Source organism: Micromonospora sp. NPDC048947 (assembly GCF_040649495.1).
Lineage (GTDB): Bacteria > Actinomycetota > Actinomycetes > Mycobacteriales > Micromonosporaceae > Micromonospora > Micromonospora alfalfae.
Map to the genome: position 1 here is coordinate 52,214 of NZ_JBEZFO010000023.1, position 16,560 is coordinate 68,773.

Annotated in this window: 13 protein-coding genes and 1 pseudogene; 11 read left to right on the top strand and 3 right to left on the bottom strand. The window is 73.2% G+C overall.

The features are described from left to right. Positions 1–286: 286 nt before the first annotated feature. Together AB0B98_RS27815 and AB0B98_RS27820 are read left to right on the top strand one after the other, a co-directional pair. Positions 287–1,225, top strand: a pseudogene (locus AB0B98_RS27815) (cobalamin biosynthesis protein); the annotation flags it as partial. 191 nt (positions 1,226–1,416) lie between these two features. After that, complete coding sequence (locus AB0B98_RS27820) at positions 1,417–2,955, top strand: cobyric acid synthase (RefSeq protein WP_357366463.1); 1,539 nt, start codon at positions 1,417–1,419, stop codon at positions 2,953–2,955. A 266-nt stretch (positions 2,956–3,221) separates the two neighbouring features. Here AB0B98_RS27820 and AB0B98_RS27825 read toward each other — a convergent pair whose 3' ends face one another. Continuing rightward, positions 3,222–3,623 carry a rhodanese-like domain-containing protein gene (locus AB0B98_RS27825; protein ID WP_357366538.1) on the bottom strand — a complete coding sequence of 134 codons (402 nt, stop codon included), beginning with the start codon at positions 3,621–3,623 and terminating at the stop codon, positions 3,222–3,224. A 164-nt stretch (positions 3,624–3,787) separates the two neighbouring features. On the opposite strand from AB0B98_RS27825, the gene AB0B98_RS27830 reads away from it, so the two are divergent. The 5 genes from AB0B98_RS27830 (at position 3,788) to AB0B98_RS27850 (ending at position 9,104) form a co-directional block, all read left to right on the top strand. Beyond that, positions 3,788–4,549 (top strand): hypothetical protein, encoded by a 762-nt coding sequence (locus tag AB0B98_RS27830; protein WP_357366465.1) that lies wholly within the window; start codon positions 3,788–3,790, stop codon positions 4,547–4,549. A 67-nt stretch (positions 4,550–4,616) separates the two neighbouring features. Beyond that, the gene (locus tag AB0B98_RS27835; protein WP_357366466.1) at positions 4,617–5,762 is read left to right on the top strand and encodes a M48 family metallopeptidase; all 1,146 of its coding nucleotides are present in this window, start codon (positions 4,617–4,619) and stop codon (positions 5,760–5,762) included. A 36-nt stretch (positions 5,763–5,798) separates the two neighbouring features. Continuing rightward, on the top strand, positions 5,799–7,142 hold the full coding sequence (locus AB0B98_RS27840; RefSeq protein ID WP_357366539.1) for a dipeptidase: 1,344 nt from the start codon (positions 5,799–5,801) through the stop codon (positions 7,140–7,142). Between the two features lie 77 nt (positions 7,143–7,219). After that, positions 7,220–7,426 carry a hypothetical protein gene (locus AB0B98_RS27845; RefSeq protein WP_030333429.1) on the top strand — a complete coding sequence of 69 codons (207 nt, stop codon included), beginning with the start codon at positions 7,220–7,222 and terminating at the stop codon, positions 7,424–7,426. An 85-nt stretch (positions 7,427–7,511) separates the two neighbouring features. Then, entirely contained in the window at positions 7,512–9,104 is a 1,593-nt protein-coding gene (locus tag AB0B98_RS27850) for an ATP-dependent DNA ligase (protein WP_357366469.1), read from the top strand. A gap of 10 nt (positions 9,105–9,114) precedes the next feature. On the opposite strand, the gene AB0B98_RS27855 is transcribed toward AB0B98_RS27850, so the two are convergent. Further along, positions 9,115–9,936 (bottom strand): SURF1 family protein, encoded by an 822-nt coding sequence (locus AB0B98_RS27855; RefSeq protein ID WP_357366471.1) that lies wholly within the window; start codon positions 9,934–9,936, stop codon positions 9,115–9,117. 205 nt (positions 9,937–10,141) lie between these two features. On the opposite strand from AB0B98_RS27855, the gene AB0B98_RS27860 reads away from it, so the two are divergent. Continuing rightward, positions 10,142–11,545, top strand: a complete 1,404-nt coding sequence (locus AB0B98_RS27860) for a cobyrinate a,c-diamide synthase (RefSeq protein WP_357366473.1) — start codon at positions 10,142–10,144, stop codon at positions 11,543–11,545. Further along, on the top strand, positions 11,542–12,111 hold the full coding sequence (locus tag AB0B98_RS27865; RefSeq protein WP_091405515.1) for a GNAT family protein: 570 nt from the start codon (positions 11,542–11,544) through the stop codon (positions 12,109–12,111). Before AB0B98_RS27860 ends, AB0B98_RS27865 begins: the two co-directional genes overlap by 4 nt. 12 nt (positions 12,112–12,123) lie before the next feature. On the opposite strand, the gene AB0B98_RS27870 is transcribed toward AB0B98_RS27865, so the two are convergent. Next, complete coding sequence (locus tag AB0B98_RS27870) at positions 12,124–14,253, bottom strand: transglycosylase domain-containing protein (RefSeq protein WP_238669071.1); 2,130 nt, start codon at positions 14,251–14,253, stop codon at positions 12,124–12,126. A 121-nt stretch (positions 14,254–14,374) separates the two neighbouring features. Between AB0B98_RS27870 and cobC the strand changes: the two genes are divergently transcribed. Next, a complete protein-coding gene (gene cobC / locus AB0B98_RS27875) occupies positions 14,375–15,460 on the top strand; it encodes an Rv2231c family pyridoxal phosphate-dependent protein CobC (RefSeq protein ID WP_238669070.1) in 1,086 nt (361 codons plus the stop codon). Continuing rightward, on the top strand, positions 15,460–16,545 hold the full coding sequence (gene cobT, locus AB0B98_RS27880; RefSeq protein WP_357366541.1) for a nicotinate-nucleotide--dimethylbenzimidazole phosphoribosyltransferase: 1,086 nt from the start codon (positions 15,460–15,462) through the stop codon (positions 16,543–16,545). The genes cobC and cobT overlap by 1 nt, the downstream gene beginning before the upstream one ends. The last annotated feature ends 15 nt before the right edge of the window (positions 16,546–16,560 follow it).

The window sequence follows — 16,560 nt, forward strand, 5'->3', positions numbered from 1 at the left end:
CACCGCTTGGCCCGGCACCGCTTGGCCCGGCACCGCTTGGCCCGGCACCGCCCGGCGTGGTGCGGTGCGGCGTGGTGCGGTGCGGCGTGGTGCGGTGCGGCACGACGGGGGCGGGGTGGCGGCGCGGTAAGCGTCGTCACCCCGCGTGACGGGCGTCAGCAGGTTGGCCTACCTGTCCACTCCACGGATTCTCGTTGCTGGTGCGCGACAGTGGATTGGGCCGGTTCACGGAGTGCTCGTCTAGGCTGGCCGGCCGGAGGTGGTGCGGGTGCGACGGACAGCGCCGATGGCGAACGCGGTGGGGCTGTTGGCCGGGTATGCGCTGGACAGGGCGCTCGGCGACCCCCGCCGGTGGCACCCGGTGGCCGGTTTCGGGCAGGCAGCGGGCGCGCTGGAGCGCCGCCTCTACCGCCCGGACCGAACGGCGGGCACGGCATTCACCGCGCTGGCCGTGGGCGGGCCGGTGTTGCTCGGGGCGGTCGCCGCGGTGGCTACCCGGCACCGGCCGGTGACCCGGGCGGTGCTGGTGGCGGCCGGCACGTGGGCCGTGTTGGGTGGCCGCACGCTACGACACGAGGCGACAGTCATGGGTCGTACGTTGCGTGACGGCGACCTGCCCGCAGCCCGGCGACGCCTCGGTCACCTCTGCGGGCGGGACCCGTCGACGTTGGGCGAGTCGGAGCTGGCCCGTGCCACAGTCGAGTCGGTCGCGGAGAACACCTCCGACGCGGTGGTCGCACCGCTGCTCTGGGGTGCGGTCGCTGGTCTGCCCGGGCTGCTGGGCTACCGAGCGGCGAACACGCTCGACGCGATGGTCGGGCACCGGTCGACGCGCTACGCGCGGTTCGGCACGCCGGCCGCTCGGCTGGACGACGCGCTCAACCTCGTGCCGTCCCGGCTGACCGGGCTGCTCACCATCGCCGTCGCGCCGGTCGCGCACGGGGACCGGCGGCGCGCCTGGCAGGTGTGGCGGCGGGACCGCAACGACCACCCCAGCCCCAACGCCGGTCAGTGCGAGGCGGCGATGGCCGGTGCGCTCGGGGTCCGCCTCGGTGGTCGCAACGTCTACTTCGGGCGCTCCGAGGTGCGGCCGTTCCTCGGCGACGGTCCCCGCCCGGAGGCGCGGCACCTGAAGCGGGCCGCCCGGATCTCCGGCGCGGTGGGGCTGGCCGCCGTCGGGTTGGCCGCCGCGTACCCCGTGACACTCGGCCGGCTGGTTGGCGCGGTGAGCAGGCGTGCGCTGATCGGTGCCGTGGGCCGGCGAGGGCCGGCAGGTGCGGCCGGCGGGCGCGGGCTGGGCGGCGTGGCCGGGGCCCAGCGGCTGGGCAGTGCCGGTGAGCATGGGCTGCGGGGCGTCGGTATGGGCAGGGCTGCCGGGGTGGCCGGGGGCTTCGGGGTGCGGCGGGGGAGTGGGAGGTGAGCGGCGGGCTGCTGGTGGCCGGTACGACGTCCGATGCCGGCAAGAGCGTGCTCACCGCCGGCATCTGTCGTTGGCTGCACCGGCAGGGCGTGAAGGTGGCGCCGTACAAGGCGCAGAACATGTCGAACAACTCGGCGGTGGTCGTCGGGCCGGACGGGCGCGGCGGCGAGATCGGACGCGCCCAGGCCATGCAGGCCGCGGCGTGCGGGATCGCACCCGACCTGCGGTTCAACCCGGTGCTGCTCAAGCCGAGCAGCGACCTGGCCAGTCAGGTGGTACTGCTGGGCGAGGCGGTCGACACCATCACCGCGGGCACCTTCCGGCAGCTACGTCCCCGGCTCGCCGAGACGGCGTACGCCGCACTGGCCGAGCTACGCGAGGCGTACGACGTGGTGATCTGCGAGGGTGCCGGCAGCCCCGCGGAGATCAACCTTCGGGCCGGTGACTACGTCAACATGGGGTTGGCCCGGCACGCCAACCTGCCCACCATCGTCGTCGGCGACATCGACCGGGGCGGTGTCTTCGCCTCGATGTTCGGCACCGTGGCCCTGCTCGACCCGGCCGACCAGGCGCTGATCGCCGGATTCGTGATCAACAAGTTCCGGGGCGACCTTGGGCTGCTCCAGCCGGGTCTGGACATGTTGCGTCAGGTCACCGGCCGCCCCACGTACGGGGTGCTGCCCTGGGCACTGGACCTGTGGCTCGACGCGGAGGACTCACTCGCCTACGGTCGGGTGCTCGGCCGGCCCGCCGCCCCGCACGGCAGTGAATGGCTGGACGTGGCGGTCGTCCGGCTACCCCGGATCAGCAACGCCACCGACGTGGAGGCGCTCGCCACCGAGCCGGGCGTCCGGGTACGCCTCACCATCGAACCGGCCGAACTGGCCGCCGCCGACCTGGTCGTCCTACCCGGCTCCAAATCCACGGTCGCCGACCTCGGGTGGCTGCGCGAAACGGGTCTCGCCGACGCGGTAGCCACCCATGTGGCGGCCGGCAAGCCCCTGCTCGGTCTCTGCGGCGGCTTCCAGATGCTCGGCCGCGCCATCCACGATCCGGTGGAGAGCCGGCAGGGCAGCGTGCCGGGGCTCGGTCTGCTGCCCATGGACATCACCTTCGACCCGCGCAAGACCGTCCGCCAGTCGGTGGGCACCGGCCACGGTGGCCTCCCGGTGCGCGGCTACGAGATCCACCACGGGTACGTCTCACAGGCCGACCCGAGCCTGACCTCGCTGCTGACCAGCGACGACGGTGTCGGAGAGGGTGCCGTGCTCGGCGTGGTGCACGGCACGCACTGGCACGGGGCGTTCGAGTCCGACGAGTTCCGCCGCTGGTTCCTCACCGAGGCTGCTCGCCTGGCCGGTCGCAGTGGGTTCCGGGTGGCACCGGCCACCAGCTTCGCCGCCGCCCGGGAACGCTCACTCGACCTGCTCGGCGACCTGGTCGAGGAACACCTGGACACCGATGCCCTCTGGCGTCTCATCGAAGCCGGTCCACCCGCCGACCTCCCCTTCATCCCACCCGGCGCCCCGACCTGACCCTCTTGGCCGGTCCACCGTCCCATGCGGAGCGTGGGGCGGAGGCCGCGCCACGGGCAGGGAGAATGCTCTCTACCGCGCGCCTGTCGGGCCGCCTGTCGGGCCGCCTGTTGGGGTCCGCCGGGGCCACCACTTCCGCATGATCGTGCTCGATCCTTGTTTCAGGGGCCTTGTCCGCGCGAGGAGAGGCCTGTTTCCTGGTTCGAGCACGATCTTGCGCAGTCCGACCGCCCCGGAATGGAACCTGCGGGGCGAGGTCGGGGGAGTCAGGGGCGGATGTCGGCGGGACGGTCGGTGGTGGGCAGGCCGGCGGCGAGCCAGGCGTCCACGCCGCCGATCATGTCGGTGGCCCGGCGCAGCCCGAGGGTCTGCAGGCTGGCTGCGGCCAGGCTGGAGCTGTAGCCCTGTCGGCACACCAGGATGATCTCCCGGTCGTACCCGGTGGCTTCCGGGATCCGCCAGGCGCTGGCCGGATCGAGGCGCCACTCGAGTACGGTCCGGTCGATGACGACCGCCCCGGGCAGGTCGCCCTGTTCGCGGCGCTGCAGTTCGGTACGGGTGTCGACCAGCAACGCGCCGCTGCGGACCGCCTCGACGGTCTGCTGCGGAGTCAGTCGGTGCAGCCCGGCGCGGGCCTGTTCGAGTAGGGCGTCTATACCGGGGCTCATCACGTCTCGGAGCACCACCCGATCATGCCGATTCGCTGGCACCCCGGGCGGCGAACGGGCCGCCCGTCACCCGTCGCCGCCCCAATTCCCCCGGACGTGACGGTGGCCGGCCGGGGCGGTCAGCCGGACGTGTCAGGCTGACCAACACCGGCCCACCAATCGGCATGATCGACACGGTCGCCGACAACTGTGGTCCCGCCGACAGGGGCGTCGACGAAGCCGAGTCGATCACCCTGCCACCAGCGGTGGCGGCATACTTCGGTCATGCACCACGGGAGGCTGCGCTGAACCCGGGAACTGTCGGACCGACGGTGGCGGTTGTCGAGGCGTACGCCGAACTGGCTCGTCGGGTGCTCGCGGGCCCGGCGCGGTTGGGGCGGACCCGGCTCGTCGCTGTGGACGGGCCGAGTGGCGCTGGTAAGAGCCGGTTCGCCGCGCAGCTCGCGGATGCCCTGGCGGGGCCGCTCGGCGGCCGACCGCCGGTGGTGCACACCGACGACCTGCTCGACGGGTGGGACGACCAGGTCACCTTCTGGCCCCGGCTCGACGAGGGGGTGCTCGGCCCGCTGCGTAACGGGGAGCCGGGCGCCTACCGGCGGTACAGCTGGGTCCGGCGGTGCTTCCTGCCCCGGCCGGTTCCGGTGCCGGTGGCTCCGGTGCTGGTGGTCGAGGGGGTCAGCGCCGCCCGGGCGGTCGTCCGGCCGGAGCTGACGCTGGCCGTGTTCGTCACCGCGCCCGCGTCGCTGCGGCTGGCTCGCGCTGTCGCCCGGGACGGCCCGGAGATCCTGCCCGAGCTGCGCCGCTGGCATGACGGGGAGCGGGCGCACTTCGCCGTCGACGAGACCGCTGTCCACGCCGACCTGGTAGTGGATGGCGCGCCGACACTGCCGTACGACGCGGATCGGTACTACGTGCGGCTCCGATGAGCGGGGCATGGACGTGGGCCACCGACTGCGGCACGATGCGGAGAGCCACGGCGAACGGGGAGCCACAATGACGGCAGCGGACGCGCCAGCGCGGCGTCGGATCACCCTCACCGGCATCAGCTCGCGGGCCTGGGAGCATCCGGCCGACCGGGGTGCCCTGGTCGCGCTGCGGGAACTGCGCGGTTTCGACGACGTGCTGCGGGCGTTCTTCGGGATGTGGAACGAGCGGGGTTTCCGGCTGTCCGTGCTCGCCTCCGGCATCCGGGTCGACCACAGGCAGTACCCGGCGGTGTGGCAGCGCTACACCGAGGCCGCGGCGGCGCTCGACGTCGCCGAACTGCCCGAGCTGTACGTGACGCAGTCGCCCTGGTTGGGCGCCGAGGCGGTCGGGTTGGAGCGGCCGTTCATCGTGCTGAACTCCGCCTGCGTGCAGCAACTCGACGAGGACGAGCTGCGCTGCCTGCTCGGCCACGAGTTGGGGCACGTGGGCAGCGGGCACGCGGTCTACAAGACCATGCTCATGATTCTCACCCGGTGGGCGGCCAACCTGAGCTGGTTGCCGGTCGGCGCGATCGCGCTGCGCGCCATCATCGCGGCGATGCTGGAGTGGTGGCGCAAGGCGGAACTCTCCGCCGACCGGGCCGGGCTGCTCGCCGGGCAGGACCCGGGCGCCGCGCTGCGGCTGCTGATGAAGCTCGCCGGCGGCGGTGACCTGTCCCAGGTCGACACCACCGCCTTCCTGGAGCAGGCCGCCGAGTACGCCGGTGGCGGCGACCTGCGCGACAGCCTGCACAAGATCAGGATGACAGCGTGGAGCACCCACCCGGTGCCGGTTGCGCGGGCGGCGTCGCTGCGCCAGTGGATCGACTCCGGGGAGTACGGGCGGGTGCTGGCGGGGGACTACCCGCGCCGCGCGGATGACAGCTCGACAAGCGTGTCGGAGGAGATCAAGGCGGCTGCCGAGTCGTACCGGGAGGAGTTCAGCCGGTCGACCGACCCGCTGGTCGGGTTGCTGCGCCGGCTCGGCGACGGCGCGAGTGACGTCGGCGAGTGGGTGGGCGGCACCGCCGGTCGGGCCCGTTCCTGGATGGACGCCGCCACCGAGGCGGCGGGCCGCGCACACCGCGCCGGGCGGGCCGCCCCGGGCGCGCGGGCCGGCACCGGCCCCGCTGACAGCGGTGACGGCACGGGCTCCGCCGACACGCCCCGGTAAGGCCGGCATACGATGCCGGTCATGACCTCACCGATCATGTCCGAGTCCGAGGTGCGGGCCGCCGTCGAGCGGGAGATGCCCGGCGTCCGAGCCGACCTGGAGCGCCTCGTCCGCATCCCCGGCATCGCCTTCGACGGCTTCGACCACTCGCACGTGGAACGCTCGGCCGAGGCGGTCGCCGAGCTGCTGCGCGGCTGTGGCCTGGACGTCGACATCGTGCGATCCGGCGGCCAGCCGGCGGTGATCGGCCGTCGGGCCGCCCCGCCCGGCGCGCCCACCGTGCTGCTCTACGCCCACCACGACGTCCAGCCGGTCGGCGACCGATCGCTGTGGGAGTCCGACCCGTTCGAGCCGGTGGAACGCGACGGCCGGCTCTACGCCCGGGGCGCGGCCGACGACAAGGCCGGCGTCATGGCGCACGTGGCGGCGCTGCGCGCGTACGGTGACGCGCTGCCGGTCGGCGTGGTCCTCTTCATCGAGGGCGAGGAGGAGTATGGCTCCGACTCGCTGGAGCAACTGCTGGTCGAGCACCGCGACGAGATCACCTCTGACGTCATCGTGATCGCCGACTCCGCCAACTGGGACATCGGCGTACCGGCGTTGACCACCTCGCTGCGGGGCATCGTCAACTGCTTCGTCGAGGTGCGCACGCTGGACCACGCGGTGCACAGCGGCATGTTCGGTGGCGCCGTGCCGGACGCGCTCACCGCGCTGGTCCGGCTGTTGGCGACGCTGCACGACGACGCCGGTGACGTGGCGGTGGACGGCCTGGTCGGCCGGGAGGGCGCCACCGTCGACTATCCGGAGGACCGATTCCGGGCCGAGGCCGGGCTCGCCGACGGCGTGCAGTTCATCGGCACCGGCCGGATCACCGACCGACTCTGGACCAAGCCGGCGCTGGCCATTCTCGGTGTCGACGCGCCGTCCACCGGCGAGGCGCCGAACGCCCTGGTCCCGGCCGCGAAGGCGAAGCTCAGCGTCCGCCTCGCTCCGGGCGACGACCCCAAGCGGGCGTACGCGGCGGTGCGTGCGCACCTGGAGCAGCACGCGCCGTGGGGCGCGCAGGTGACTGTCACCATCGAACACGACGGTGACCCGTGCGTGATCGACACGTCCGGGCCGATGTTCGACGCCGCCCGTTCGGCCTTCCGGACCGCCTGGGACGGCACCGACCCGGTGGACGTCGGCATCGGCGGTTCGATTCCGTTCATCGCCACCTTCCAGGAGATGTTCCCGAAGGCGGCGATCCTGGTGACCGGCGTGGAGGACCCGCACGCCCGTGCGCACGGCCCGAACGAGAGCCTGCACCTTGGTGAGTTCGCCCGGGTCTGCCTCGCCGAGGCGCTGCTTCTGCGCAACGTGGCGGCGGTGAGCAGTTAGGTGTCAGAACGGCAACTTTGGGCCTGATCTAGGAGTTTACGGCGTGTCGGATGGTCGGCTGTTATAGCCTTTCGTACATGAGTACGAACGAGGTGATGGCCCGGTTGGGGGCCGCTGTCAGCGCGCTGGGAGATGTCGATGTCTCCGCGTGGTCCGAGGACACGCTCAACGAACAGCTCGGTGAGCTCTCCGCCGCACTGGTCGCCCTCGACTCGGTGCTCTCCCGGGTCGCCGGTGAGGTCCGCGCCCGAGGTCTGCGCATCGAGGAACCCGTCTCCGCCTGAACCGTCGTCCGCGTGAGTGGGCGGCACCCTGCCGACACCGCCCGGGCACGGCAATGCCCGGGCGGTGTCGGAGGTGACTGGCAGGATGAGCTGCGTGCGGTTCCTCGATCTGGCAGCCACCTCCGCCGCCGTCGGCGCCACCAGCGGCCGACGGGCCAAGGTGGAGCTGCTCGCTGACGCGCTGCGTCGGCTCGACCCCGGCGAGGTCGAGCCCGGTGCCGGCTATCTCGCCGGTGAGCTGCGCCAACGGCAGACCGGGGTCGGCTACGCGAGCCTGCGTGACCTGCCGCCACCGGCCGCCGAGCCAACGTTGACGGTGGCCGCCGTCGACGCGGCAATCGCGCAGATCGCCGCGGTGCACGGCTCGGGTTCACAGGCTCGGCGTCGGGCGCTGCTCGGCGCCCTCTACGCGGCGGCGACGGCCGACGAGCAGCGGCTGCTCACCGGCCTGTTCAGTGGCGAGCTACGGCAGGGCGCCCAGGCCGGTCTCCTCGCGGACGCGGTGGCCCGGGCCGCCGAGGTGCCGGTGGCGGCGGTCCGCCGGGCGCTGCTGCTCGCCGGTGATCTCCGGGCCGTGGCGGTGGCCGCGCTGGCCGGAGGGGCCGCCGCGTTGGCCGGGTTCGGTCTCCAGGTCGGCCGCCCGCTGGCGCCGATGCTCGCGCAGAGCGCCCCCTCGGTCGACGAGGCGCTGGCCGCTACCGGCACGCCGGCGGTGGTCGACGTGAAGCTCGACGGCATCCGCATCCAGGTGCACCGCTCCGGCACCGACATCGCCGTGTTCACCCGCAGCCTCGACGAGATCACCACCCGGGTGCCCGAGGTGGTCGCCGCGGTCCGTGCCCTGCCGGGCCGGGAGTTGGTCCTCGACGGCGAGGCCATCGGCCTGGACGAGACCGGCCGCCCACTGCCGTTCCAGCAGACGTCGAGCCGGGCAGCCCGACGCACCACCCCCAGCACCACCGGGCGCACACCTGTCGCTCCGGCGGTGCTCGCGGCGGCTGCCAGCACCGGCGCGACGGTGCTCACCCCGTACTTCTTCGACCTGCTGCACCTCGACGGCCAGGATCTGATCGACAGCCCCGGCCGGGAGCGGTGGGCCGCCCTCGCCGGTTCGGTGGATTCGTCGCTGCTTGTCGGTCGGATGGAGGTCGACGGCCCGGAGCAGGCCGCCGCCGCGTTCGCCGCAGCGCTCGACGCCGGGCAGGAGGGCGTGGTGATCAAGGCGCCGGACGCCCCCTACGACGCCGGCCGGCGCGGTGCCGCCTGGGTCAAGGTGAAACCGCGGCACACCCTCGACCTGGTGGTGCTCGCCGTCGAGTGGGGCAGCGGCCGACGCAAGGGCTGGCTGTCCAACCTGCACCTGGGTGCGCGTGACGCGCGCACCGGTGACTTCGTGATGCTCGGCAAGACGTTCAAGGGGCTCACCGACGAGCTGCTGCGGTGGCAGACCGAACGGTTCCTCGGCCTCGCCGTGGAACGCGGCGACTGGGTGGTCCGGGTCCGGCCCGAGCAGGTGGTGGAGATCGCCTTCGACGGGGTGCAGACGAGTTCGCGCTATCCCGGTGGGATGGCGCTGCGGTTCGCCCGGGTGGTGCGCTATCGCGACGACAAGTCCGCAGCGGAGGCGGACACCATCGACGCGGTCCGCGCCATCCACGCCGGCCGCGTGACCGGCTGACCGAGCGGGGTCAGGCGGAAGCGGTCGGCGTCGGCTCGGCGGCCCGGTCCAGGGAAGCCGGGGTGGTGCCGATGCCGGCGGCCCGGCGGGCCTCCCGACGGGCCACCCAGCCATAACCGAAGAGGGCCATCACCGCGAACAGCCACCACTGCACGACGTAGCCGAAGTTCTGCCAGTTGTTGGCGTGCCCGACCGGGACCGCCTTGAACACCGGATCTGCCGCCGGGGTCTGCTCGTCGAGCAGCAGATACGCACCGTAGACCGGGTAGGGAAGCTCGCCGGCCAGCCGCGACACCCCGATCCGCCGGATCTCCAACAGCCCGTCGCGTCGGGTCACCGCGCCGGCGCCGCTCTCGGTCTCATGCACCCGGCCGACCACAGTCACGTCGCCGGTCGGCGCGGCCGGGACCGACGGCTTAGCGGTCGCCCCACCGGGTGCCGGCGGGATCCAGCCCCGGTCCACCAGCAGCGCCGTGCCGTCGGCGAGCACCAGCGGGGTGAGCACCTCGAAACCGACCCGGCTGTCCACCGTCCGGCCACGGACCAGCACTGTGTTCGTGGGGTCGTACCGGCCGGTGACTGTGACCCGGGTCCAGACCTTGTCCTCGGCGGGGGCCGGACCGGCCGTCCCCCCGCCGCTGCTGGGGGCGCGCAGCGCGTCGGCGATCGGCACGGGAGCCATCCGCTGGCCCGCGTCGATCCGTTCGTTGACCTCGGTGCGCCCCCGGTAGCGGTCCAGCTGCCAGTTGCCGAGGAACACCATGACGGCGGCCGCGACCAGGGTCAGCGCGAGGGCGCCCAGCCAGCGTGGGCTCAGCAGGAACCGGTACACGGGACCGAGGCTACTCGTATGACCGGCGCCACTGACCTGGACCGGGCCGGACCGGGCCGGGCGGATGCTCCGGGGCGCTGCCAGGGCCGGGCCGCCCACCCCGGTTGGCGGTGCTCGCGCCTTCAGCCGGGCGGGTATCGTCACGCCGACGGATCGGCCTTGGCCGTCCCGTCGCGTACCCGCCGCCGCTCGCGAGGAGTCGATGATGACCGTCGTGCCGCGCCTGGTGCTCAGCGCGCCGTCCTCCGGGCACGGTAAGAACGCGCTGGCGATCGGGCTGCTCGCCGCCCTGGCCGAGCGAGGGGTCGACGTCGCCGGGTTCAAGCTCGGGCCGGACCACGTCGACGCCGCCTACCTCGGCCTCGCCTCCGGTCGGCCGGGTCGGGTGATCGACCCCCGACTGGTCGGCCTCGACCGGCTCGCCCCGCTGGTGGCGCACGGTGCCGCCGGTGCCGGGCTGGCAGTGGTGCAGGGCAGCATGGGGTTGTACGACTCGGTCGGTGGCCGCCCCGAGCAGGAGTCCACCGCCGCTGCGGCCGCCGCGCTGCGCAGCCCTGTCGTGCTCGTTGTCGACGTGGCCGCGATGGGTCAGTCGGTGGCGGCCCTGGTGCACGGTTTCCGCTCGTACGACGAGCAGTTGTGGCTCGGCGGGGTGATCCTCAACCGGGTGGCCTCGTCGCGGCACGAGGGGATGCTGCGCGAGGCGCTGGACGACGTGGGGGTGCCGGTCTACGGCGCGCTGCGTCGACAGGACCTGCCGGCTGTGCTGCCGTCGCGGCGGCACGGGGTGGCACCTGTGGTCGACGACTCGGCCGACGCGGTCCGCGCGGTCCGCCGGCTGGGCGAGGCCGTCGCCGCCACTGTCGATCTGGAACGGCTGCTCGGGCTGGCCCGCTCCGCCCCGCCGCTGCCGGCGCCGGCCTGGTCTCCCGAGGAGGCCCTCGGCACGTTCACACCCCCGGCGAACCGCCCACTGGTGGCGGTGGCCGGTGGGCCGGGCGGCAGCTTCAGCCACCCGGAGACCACCGAGTTGCTCCGGGCCGCCGGCGCCGAGGTCGTCGTCGTCGACCCGCTGCGCGACGAGGCGCTGCCGGTCGGGACCCGCGCGCTGGTCGTCGGCGGCGCGCTGCCCGAGGCGTACGCCGAGCAGTTGTCTGCCAACCGGCGGCTCTGCATCGCGGTGGCCGAGTTGGCGCGGACCGGGCGTCCGGTGATCGCCGAGGGCGCCGGGTTGCTCTGGCTGGCCCGGGAGTTGGACGGGCTGCCGATGTGCGGTGTCCTGGACGCTGTCGGCGTCAGCCGCGACGGTGTGGTGGCCGGCTACCGGGAGGCGACCGCCCAGACCGACAGCGTGGTCGCCGCCACCGGCACGGTGCTGGTCGGGCACAAGGCACACCGTGCGGTGCTCACTCCCCGCGCCGGTCAGCGCCCGGCGTGGAGCTGGGACGGCGGCGCGCCGGAGGGCTTCGTCTGGCGCAACGTGCACGCCTCGCAGCTCACACTGCACTGGGCGAGCCATCCGGAGACGGCGGCCCGGTTGGTCGCCGCGGCGGCGGCCGACCCGACGAGCGAGGTGGTACCCGCGCAGTCGGGCGAGGTGTCGGTGTGATCGGTCAGGTGGCGGTGCGCCGATTCCCGGCGTTGACCGTCTCCACTCCGCGTACCGAGGTGCGTCAGCTCACGGCGGCTGACGCGGCGGCGGCCGGGGAGATCTTCGCCGACAAGCTGACCCGGCGGTGGCTGCCGCTGCCCGACGACTCCGGCCCGATCGACGGGCTGGCCTGGTGCACCGATCTGGCCCGGCAGCGGCGCGACAGTGGGGAGGGTGACCACTACGCGGTGCTCCGGCGGGAGGACGACCAGGTGGTGGGCTCGCTGTGGACCCGGCGCACCGACTGGGGCGCCCGCCTCACCGAGATCTCCTACGCGATGGCGGCGCACGCGCGGGGCTTCGGCTTCGCCGCCGAGGCGGTCGACGCGGTGGCCATCGCGCTGATCCTGGAGCACGGCTTCCAGCGGGTCGAGTTGCGGGTGGCTCCCGGCAACCTGGCCTCGCGCAGGGTCGCCGAGAAGGCCGGGTTCAGCTACGAGGGTCTGCTGCGCAACGCCGGGTTCGTCAGCGGCGGTCGGGTGGATCTGGAGCTGTGGTCGTTCGTCGCGGCCGACCTGCGCTGAGCCCTGCGCCGGTCAGCCGACGATGGCGTCCGACGGTGGGGTGAACTGGCGGGTCGGGGTGCCTTTCAGGCCGTCGCGCAGGGTCTCCGAAACCGCCTTGATCGGGATCTGGGACTGCCCGTCACCGACAGCGTTGAACGGGTTGTCCGGGTCGGAGATGAAGCTCGCCGCAGCCAACTCCGGGGTGTAGCCCACGAACCAGGCCGACCGGGTGCTGTCGGTCGTACCGGTCTTGCCGGCCACCGGGCGTCCGACGGTGCCCCGCACGCTGTCGGCGGTGGACCAGCCGCCGCAGCTGCCGCGCGCCGGGGTGTCTCCGGTCGGGCAGCGGGCCGCGTCGGTGGCCGCCCGTGCTGCGTCCGCGCTCACCACCTGCCGGCAGCGGGGCTTGGCCACCTCACGGTGCAGGCCGCCCGGGGTGGCGTAGGTGGCGGGCGTGCCGTCCCGGTTCATGATCGCTTGTACGGGGATGGACTCGCAGTAGCGGCCGTCGGCGGCGATGGCGGCGTACGCGTTCGCCATCTCCAGTGGGGTGGCGTCGGAGACGCCCAGGGTGAAGGCACCCCACTTCTTCGCCTTGTCCGGGGAGGCGTGGTCCCGGTCGACGTCGGTGCGCCACCGCAGCCCGAGCTGTTCGGCCAACCGGACCGCCCGGTCCGCGCCGACCTTCTCCTCCAGCCAGACGAAGTACGTGTTCACCGATTTGCCGAAGCCGGACCACATGGTCTGCTGACCGGTCATGGCGCCGCTGGCGTTGGAGGGCGCCCAGCCGTCGTAGACCTCGGAGCGGTAGCGGTATGGGGCGTTGAACGAGGTGGAGAGGGTCATCCCCGAGTCCAGCGCGGCCAGCATCGGGAACATCTTGAACGTCGACCCGGCCTGGTAGCCGGCCAGGTCACCGCCGCCGAGCAGTGGTGCCACGGTGTTCGGGTAGTTGGCCTTCACCTTCGGCCCGGCCTCCGGGTTGGAGCTCTGCGGGTTCTCGGCCAGGTCCAGCGAGTACGTCCGGTTCACCGCCATGGCCTTCACCCGCCCGGTGCCCGGCTCGGACACCACGATGCCGTTGGCGAACGGGCTGCCGGTGGCCTCCTTGGCGCCCACGCTCTTCTCCGCGGCCTCCTGGATCTTCGGGTCGAGGCTGAGCACGATGCGGTAGCCGCCCCGGCGCAGGTTGTCCATCCGTTCCAGCCGGTTCGCCCCGAACGCGGGCTGGGCGCTCCACCAGTTCTTCAGGTAGTCGCAGGCGAAGCCCCAGCTGTTGTACTTTTCCGCCACTGCGGCGCAGTCGTGCGGTGGGGTGGTCAGCTTGAGCCGGATCGGTTCGGACTTGGCGGCGGCGGCCGAGTCGGGGGAGAGGTAGCCGAGTTGGCTCATCCGGTCCAGCACGTAGTTGCGCCGCCCGGTGGCCTCCTTCTGGTCGGAGTCGGCCGGGTCGTACTCCGAGGGGGACTTGACCAGTCCGGCGAGGGTGGCTGCCTCGACCGGGGTGAGGTCCTTCGGGGTCTTGGAGAAGAAGATCTCGCTGGCGGCGTAGATGCCGTACGCCCGGTGCCCGAAGTACGCCGAGTTCAGGTAGCGCTCCATGATCTGTTCCTTGCTGATCTCCTTCTCCAGGTCCAGCGCCATCCGCATCTCCTTGACCTTGCGCAGGCTGGTCTGCTGGGTGGCTTCCTGGACCTCCTTGGGCGTGGTCGCGCTGTCCCGCAGTGCCATCCGGACGTACTGCATGGTCAGCGTCGAGGCACCCTGGGAGCCGCCGGAGCGGGCGTTGGAGACGAAGGCCCGGGCCACGCCCTTCGGGTCGACGCCGTGGTGCTGGTAGAAGCGGGAGTCCTCGGCGGCGACGATCGCCTGCTGGATGTTCGGCGACATGTCCGACAGCTTGGTGTACTGCCGGTACTCCTCGTAGAACATGGTCAGCACGGTCTTGCCGTCCGGGCCGTAGACGTACGAGGTCTCGGCGGGCAGGGCGGTCTTCAGCACCCGGGTCTTCTGGTCCACGGCGTGCGCGGTGGCCTTCGCGCCGAGCCCGGTGAGGGCGACCAGTGGATAGGCGGCGGCGGCGATCACGATTCCGGCGATCAGTCCGGCGCGGAGGAGAGGGACGAGTCGACCAGCGGCAGCAAGGGGTCGGTTGCTCACCTGGTCAAGTTATGACATTTCCGATTCGTACATGAGAAGAACTCTTAAACCGGCGAGTGGTGACGCGGCTTACGCTGGGATGGACTGTCCCGCCGGCCACCTTCCCGGCAGGATCGCGGACATGTCTGATCAGCCGAGCGCTGTCGCCCCACCCGCTGAGGGCGATCCGGACCTCGCCCACCACGGCGACGCCGAGGCGACAGCCGGTCTGATCGACCTCGCCGTCAATGTCCGTCGGGCGCGACCGCCCGCCTGGCTGGCCGACCCGATCGCCGCGACCCTGACCGACCTGGCCCGCTATCCGGACCCGGCGCCGGCCCGGGCGGCGGTCGCCGCCCGGCACCGCCGTCACCCGAACGAGGTGCTGCTCACCGCCGGCGCCGCCGAGGGGTTCGTGCTGATCGCCCAGGCGCTGCGCGGCGTTCGTCGCCCCGTTGTGGTGCACCCCCAGTTCACCGAGCCGGAGGCGGCGCTGCGGGCCGCCGGACACCCGGTCGAGCGGGTCCTGCTCGACGCCGCCGACGACTTCCGGCTCGACCCGTCCCGGGTGCCCGCCGACGCCGACCTCGTGATGATCGGCAACCCGACGAATCCGACGTCGGTGCTGCACCCCGCCCAGACGGTGGCCGCGCTGGCCCGCCCCGGCCGGGTGCTGGTGGTCGACGAGGCGTTCGCCGATACCACAATCGCCTCCGGGCAACCCGGCGAACCGGAGTCGCTGGCCGAACGCCGCGACCTGCCCGGGCTGCTCGTGGTGCGCAGCCTCACCAAGACGTGGGGCCTGGCCGGGCTGCGGATCGGCTACCTGCTCGGCGACGCGGAGCTGCTGTCCCGGCTGGCCGCCGTCCAACCCCTCTGGGCCGTTTCCACGCCCGCGCTGGCGGCAGCGTCGGCCTGCGCCAGCGCCGTCGCGGTCCAGGCCGAACGCGCGATCGCCGCCGACCTCGCCGCCGACCGCGAGCACCTGGTCGCGCGCCTCGCCGAACTGCCCGGTGTACGCGTCGTCGGTCGGCCCGCCAGCGCGTTCGTCCTGCTGCACCTGCCGGGCGCGACAGCGATCCGGGCCGCCCTGCGCGAGCGCGGCTGGGCGGTGCGCCGCGGCGACACATTCCCCGGCCTCGGCCCGGACTGGCTGCGGGTGGCGGTACGCGACCGAAACACCACCGACGCGTTCATCGACGTGCTGCGCGAGACCATGGAGGCATGATGCTGGAGACCACTGTCGCGGCGATCCGCCCGGCGGACGAAGCGGCCATGGCCGCCGCCCGGGAGCTGCACGGCCGGCTGACCAAGCCGGCGGGATCGCTGGGCGCGCTGGAGGAGCTTTCGGTACGCCTCGCCGGCCTGGCCGGGGTCTGCCCACCACCGCTGCCCGAACCGGCCGCGGTGGCGATCTTCGCCGGCGACCATGGTGTGCACGCCCAGGGGGTGAGCCCCTGGCCGCAGGAGGTCACCGCGCAGATGATCGGCAACTTCCTGGCCGGTGGAGCGGTGGTCAACGCGTTCGCCCGACAGGCCGGCGCCTCGGTCACAGTGGTCGACGTCGGCGTGGCCACCCCGCTGCCCACCGAACCTGCCGCCGAGCCGGCGGTGCGCGACCCGGCCGTGCCTCGGCTGGTTGCCGCGACCGTCCGCCGGGGCACCCGCGACCTCACCGCGACCGCCGCGCTGACCCGGGACGAGGCGCTGGCGGCGGTGCAGACCGGCATCCGGATCGCCGACGAGCTGATCGACGCCGGCGCCGGCATCCTGCTCACCGGGGACATGGGCATCGGCAACACCACCCCGGCCGCCGTGCTGATCGCCGCGTTCACCGGCGCCGACCCGCTCGACACCACCGGTCGGGGCACCGGGGTCGACGACCCGACGTACGCGCGCAAGGTGGCCGTGGTGCGGGCCGCGCTGGCCCGGCACACCCCCGACCCGGCCGACCCGCTGGGCGTGCTGGCCGCCGTCGGTGGTCTGGAGCACGCCGCCCTGGCCGGGCTGATCCTGGGGGCTGCCGCACGCCGCACGCCGGTGCTGCTGGACGGCGTGATCGCGGTCTCGGCAGCGCTCGCCGCCGCCGCGTTCGCCCCGGCAGCGGTCTGCGCCATGGTCGCCGGCCACCGCTCGGCCGAGCCCGGTGCCACCGTCGCGCTGCGCCACCTCGGCCTCGACCCGCTGATCGACCTGGGGCTGCGCCTCGGCGAGGGCACCGGCGCGCTGCTGGCGTTGCCAGTGGTCACCGGCGCGGTCCGGGTGCTGCACGAGGTGGCCACCTTCGACTCGGCCGGGGTGGTCGAGAAGTGAGCACGTGCAGCGAAC